The organism is Sphingobacterium shayense, from assembly GCF_013179575.1.
In the GTDB taxonomy this organism is placed as follows: Bacteria; Bacteroidota; Bacteroidia; order Sphingobacteriales; family Sphingobacteriaceae; genus Sphingobacterium; species Sphingobacterium shayense.
Genome location: NZ_JABMCQ010000236.1, coordinates 1 through 4,595, shown reverse-complemented (window position 1 = coordinate 4,595; position 4,595 = coordinate 1). Strand labels below are relative to the sequence as shown.

Here is a 4,595-nt window from a genome sequence, read left to right as displayed (position 1 = left end):
CAAGCTGCAGCAAAGATGATGATCCTGCGGACAACATATTATTTGCAGACAAATACCGCGGAAATATTAGTTACACTTCAACAGGTGACGAAGAAGATGTCCCTTCCGCCGAGGGTACAGTAACGGTTACTAAAATTGGAGACACCTACAATTTCGCATTTTCAAACGGAATCCCGAATATCAACGGTATAGAATTTGAAAAACGGGGTGACAATACCTATTGGAATATTGGTGGTTCAACGGCAAGTTACATTCAGATCGATGCAGAAAATTTAACGATAGGCTATGTGAAAGACGGGGCAACATGGACAGCTAATTGTTCGCGCGATTAATCCGCCTCTCAAATATTTTCAGGAAAGCTTGCCCAGTGGGCAGGCTTTTTTTTGTATGTTTAGCTATGGATATTGCTAAACGCTTTCATAGAATCATCGCTATTTATTTCCAGTTACAGGGCCGATCGGTGGTCAAAGCACAAGACCTCGCTGAGCAGTTTGATGTCAGCATGCGTACGATCTACCGCGACATGAAAGCGCTTGAACAGGCAGGAATCCCTATATATGGAGAAGCGGGAACTGGTTATTCTCTTAGCGAGGGATATAAGCTTCCTCCTACAAGCTTCACAGCTCAAGAAATTAGAAGTCTGGCCACTTCAGAAAAGCTGATGCAAAAATTTGTTGATCACGAGCTATTCAGTCACTTCAATACCGCGATTGCCAAAATTAGATCCTATTTCCGTTATAGTGAGAAAAATTCGATCACATTACTCGAAGAAAATGTACACATGAGTGCCCCAAGATACATGTTCAACGAAGACGTTCCTGGCGCGCTATCTATGCTATTTGAGAGCATTTCCCTGCAGAAAAAAATCAAGATGGAATATAGAGCACTGGATCGTCAGGAGCCGTCGCTCCGCGAAATTGAGCCGGTTGGTGTCTATCATGAGGGTAACTTCTGGTATTTTCTTGCCTATTGCCATCTACGCGAGGACTATCGCAGATTCCGTATCGACCGAATTATAAAAATTTGGCGTAGCGAGGATCCCTACGAGCGCCAACACAAACCACTCAGTTATTTCCTCGCACAAAAGGAAGCGCCAAAACCGACCAAGGTCGTCCTTTCTGTTGACAAACATATAGCCAGATACTTACAGTACCAACGACAGTATCATGGTTTCACAAAAGAAGAAACAAATGGAGATCAAATCATTATGCATTTCCAAGCGCGAGATATTGAACTTGAATTTGCCCGATGGTACATGATGTTCGCCGATCACGCGTCTATCCTTGAGCCAGAGGCCCTCAAAGACACAGTTCGAAAAATTGTATCAAACATTAAAATCTGAGAAAGACGGCTATCAAATTTTAATGCTAAAAGGTTTTTTCTATCTTTAGAGGACCAAATATGAAAAATTTCATGATGATAAATTATAAAACGATAAGCACGGCATGTGCACTGCTACTTTCGGGCAGCTTATTTGCCCAGAAAAACCCTGTTTTCCCCGGATGGTACGCTGATCCGGAAGGAATTGTTTACAACAATGAATATTGGGTATTTCCAACCTACTCTGCCCCATATGAAGAGCAGATTTTTTTTGACGCATTTTCATCCAAGGATCTCGTGAATTGGACTAAGCACCCTCGTATTTTAGATAACAAAGAGGTAAAATGGGCAAATAAAGCGATGTGGGCACCAAGCGTAATCGAAAAAGATGGTAAATACTATTTTTTCTTCGGTGCTAATGATGTCCATGAAGGTGAAGTTGGCGGTATCGGTGTCGCTGTAGCCGACAAACCGGAAGGCCCCTACAAAGATCTAATAGGCAAACCGCTCATTAACGACATCGTTAACGGTGCCCAGCCAATTGACCAATTTGTTTTTAAAGATAAAGACGGACAACACTACATGTTCTACGGTGGATGGAAACATTGTAACGTGGTAAAGTTGAGCGACGATTTTAAGAGTATTATACCCTTCGAAGACGGCACAACCTACAAAGAGGTAACACCAGAGAACTACGTAGAGGGACCATTCATGTTTATTCGCGACGGAAAATACTACTTTATGTGGTCCGAGGGTGGCTGGACGGGTCCAGATTACAAAGTCGCCTACGCGATCGCTGATAGCCCTTTTGGACCGTTCGAAAGAATTGGAACCATCTTAGAACAGGATCCTGAAATCGGCGTCGGCGCAGGTCACAACTCCGTAATTAAAGTGCCTAATGAGGACGCCTACTATATCGTTTATCACCGCCGACCGCTTGGTAAGACTGGCGCAAGTGAACGCGAGACGTGTATCGATAAAATGACCTTTGATGAAAACGGCCACATCAACCCTGTGAAAATGACATTCACGGGAGTCGAGCATAAGCTTGACTAAATAACTAATAAAGTTACTTCCACTAGCAACGAAACGTAGAAAAAAGTAACCATGCAAAGCGGCCTGTAAATTATATTTTACAGGCTGCTTCCATTTTTCAAGGTAAAAGGTGGTAATTAAATTACTCTCATTAGAAACGCTCCCAGAAATGGGGTGGCTCGATACCTAAGGAACGTAAATAAACAAATCCCTGCCCTCTGTGATGAATTTCATTGTCAATAAAGTAGAGTATATTCGAATAAATTGGAAACTTGTATTCACCAAAAAGATTATGCTCTATATGGAAGTCCTCCTCAGGAATACGATTAAAAAGTTGGACAATTTTTGGCGTATCTTCGTCCCAGCGTTTTAATAACGCTTCTTTAGTTTCTAACGGCAAGTCATGTGTATAACCTACCTCATCCCGTTCGACGATACCCCGCAATCCTGGTTCCGCTATGGAAAGTAGTTCTTTGGTCAGCTCCGCAAATGTCCGCATGCCTCCTATTGAATAATTAAATAATTCACTTTCGGGAAACGCTTCAATAATCCGGCGTGTTAAATTACGATGCCCTAACCAATGTTGTAATAATTCTTCTTTTGTTAATACTACTGCTGTACTCATGTTAATTATTTTTAGATGTTTAAATTTTAGTTTCAAGAAGCGCCTCATCAAAGAACTCCCCTTTTCATATACTCAAAGTTAGGAGCTTCATTGACAGCTGTCTGTCAGCAGGAAAAAGGAGGTCAAAAAAAATTGGATATATACTTCTTTCACTGGACATACACAATATTCAACTCCGGAGATTCCCGCTGACTATGACGAGCTTTGAATGCGAAAAAAATGGAGATTTCTCGATATTTAATTCTAAAAAAATAAAAACAAAAACCTGTATCCGAGCGTTTTATATGTAGATAAAAAATAAAAACATGGCGACAACAAAAGAACTTGTAGAACAGATAAACCTCCTTTTCACAGAAAATAGAATGGGTGATTTTATGGATTATCTTGCGGACGATGTCGTGTGGGATATGTACACCTCCTCCTCAGGCCACAGCAGATTTAACGGGAAGTCAGAGATTGGAGCAATGGATGACAGTAATATGCCAGAACACACAGATTTCAGATTTACGACGATTGTTATTGACAATAACCTCGCATCCGTACAGGGCTCAAGCACCAGCCAGAAAGCAGGTGGTGAACAGTACGAAAGCAACTTTTGTGACATATATCAATTCGAAGGTGATAAAATCATAAAAATAACCTCATATGTAGTTGATAATACGTAATAAGTATTACTTATTCAGGTTACGTCGTCTTCGTATCGCCCAATTAAAACACGGCGAGCCATTTAATAAACCTTAGTGGGAACTCATTTGAATTCTTGCAAGATCTTAATGCCTATGCTTCGCATTTGATATTCAGCAAGGCACTCATGAAGTACGCACATGATCGAGCTTACTTCGGCGCTTTCTTCATTTGAAAGAACACGATTCTGGGTTATTACTACGTTATTTTGATAGTCAAAGTGCTTTTAAAAGTACGGCTATTACTATTGAACAACAAAAAATGTCTGTCCGGATAACATGCGCTTAACCGAGCTTTGTAATTTTCGATTCGCTGCCCGGTTTGCTGCGAGTTGATGTAGTGGTTCACGCGGTTACTCACTTCAAGCATTAAACTGCTCGGGAAAATTTTAAGAGTTATTTTCAATGGGTAATCCTCCATGGAGTTATAACCATGCTGAAGCCCATTTTGAACTAAGGGAAATAAAATAAATGCAGGTAACTCCCAATCCGCTTCCTGTTGCACATTAAAACGGACATTTAGTTCTTTTCCTAAAGCAAACTTATAGCACTCAATATATCTCTCTAGAAGAGATGCCTCTTTACTGAAAAGAGTCAACGCTCCAGATCTTACCCTCGCGGCGTCAAGAAAATAATCTGTAAAAAGATCAAATCCCCTGTTTTCAGGAGTCATCAAGTCGACTAAATATTCGTCGCTCCGACTCTCATGAAAACTAAGGTCAGCTCGAAACAGACGTTCCTGCTCACCGTTATCAGCCGGTGTTGGGCCAAAAAATCTGCCAAATACGTTCTTCATTAGCATACTTATTTGTTATCGGCCGCGTGGTAATTATTCAATCCCACTGACGCCGCCAGAAACCACAAGTTTCATTGCGTCCGTAGCACTCATATTCAGTTTCTGCACATGAGTCGCCTTGACCACAACCACCTGT

Annotated in this window: 6 protein-coding genes; 4 read left to right on the top strand and 2 right to left on the bottom strand. The window is 41.2% G+C overall.

The window, feature by feature from the left end; translation table 11 throughout:
• From HP439_RS17920 to HP439_RS17910, 3 genes are all read left to right on the top strand, one after another.
• Positions 1-332: PIN domain-containing protein (locus HP439_RS17920; RefSeq protein ID WP_172391703.1), on the top strand; the 332-nt coding region annotated here is incomplete at its 5' end.
• Between the two features lie 65 nt (positions 333-397).
• Positions 398-1,342, top strand: coding sequence for a helix-turn-helix transcriptional regulator (locus tag HP439_RS17915; protein WP_172391702.1), 945 nt, complete (start codon positions 398-400; stop codon positions 1,340-1,342).
• 59 nt (positions 1,343-1,401) lie between these two features.
• Complete coding sequence (locus tag HP439_RS17910) at positions 1,402-2,376, top strand: glycoside hydrolase family 43 protein (RefSeq protein ID WP_246229407.1); 975 nt, start codon at positions 1,402-1,404, stop codon at positions 2,374-2,376.
• 130 nt (positions 2,377-2,506) lie between these two features.
• On the opposite strand, the gene HP439_RS17905 is transcribed toward HP439_RS17910, so the two are convergent.
• Positions 2,507-2,980, bottom strand: a complete 474-nt coding sequence (locus tag HP439_RS17905) for a DinB family protein (RefSeq protein ID WP_172391701.1) — start codon at positions 2,978-2,980, stop codon at positions 2,507-2,509.
• 305 nt (positions 2,981-3,285) lie between these two features.
• Here HP439_RS17905 and HP439_RS17900 point away from each other — a divergent pair, with 305 nt between their 5' ends.
• Entirely contained in the window at positions 3,286-3,645 is a 360-nt protein-coding gene (locus HP439_RS17900; protein ID WP_172391700.1) for a nuclear transport factor 2 family protein, read from the top strand.
• A gap of 217 nt (positions 3,646-3,862) precedes the next feature.
• Here the strand turns inward: HP439_RS17900 and HP439_RS17895 are convergent, their stop codons facing one another.
• Positions 3,863-4,459 carry a LytS family sensor histidine kinase gene (locus tag HP439_RS17895; protein WP_172391699.1) on the bottom strand — a complete coding sequence of 199 codons (597 nt, stop codon included), beginning with the start codon at positions 4,457-4,459 and terminating at the stop codon, positions 3,863-3,865.
• Positions 4,460-4,595: the final 136 nt, after the last annotated feature.

Coding starts and splice junctions, on each gene's coding strand:
- HP439_RS17915 (WP_172391702.1), top strand. CDS start 398: ATGGATATTGCTAAACGCTTTCATAGAATCATCGCTATTTATTTCCAG.
- HP439_RS17910 (WP_246229407.1), top strand. CDS start 1,402: ATGAAAAATTTCATGATGATAAATTATAAAACGATAAGCACGGCATGT.
- HP439_RS17905 (WP_172391701.1), bottom strand. CDS start 2,980: ATGAGTACAGCAGTAGTATTAACAAAAGAAGAATTATTACAACATTGG.
- HP439_RS17900 (WP_172391700.1), top strand. CDS start 3,286: ATGGCGACAACAAAAGAACTTGTAGAACAGATAAACCTCCTTTTCACA.
- HP439_RS17895 (WP_172391699.1), bottom strand. CDS start 4,459: ATGAAGAACGTATTTGGCAGATTTTTTGGCCCAACACCGGCTGATAAC.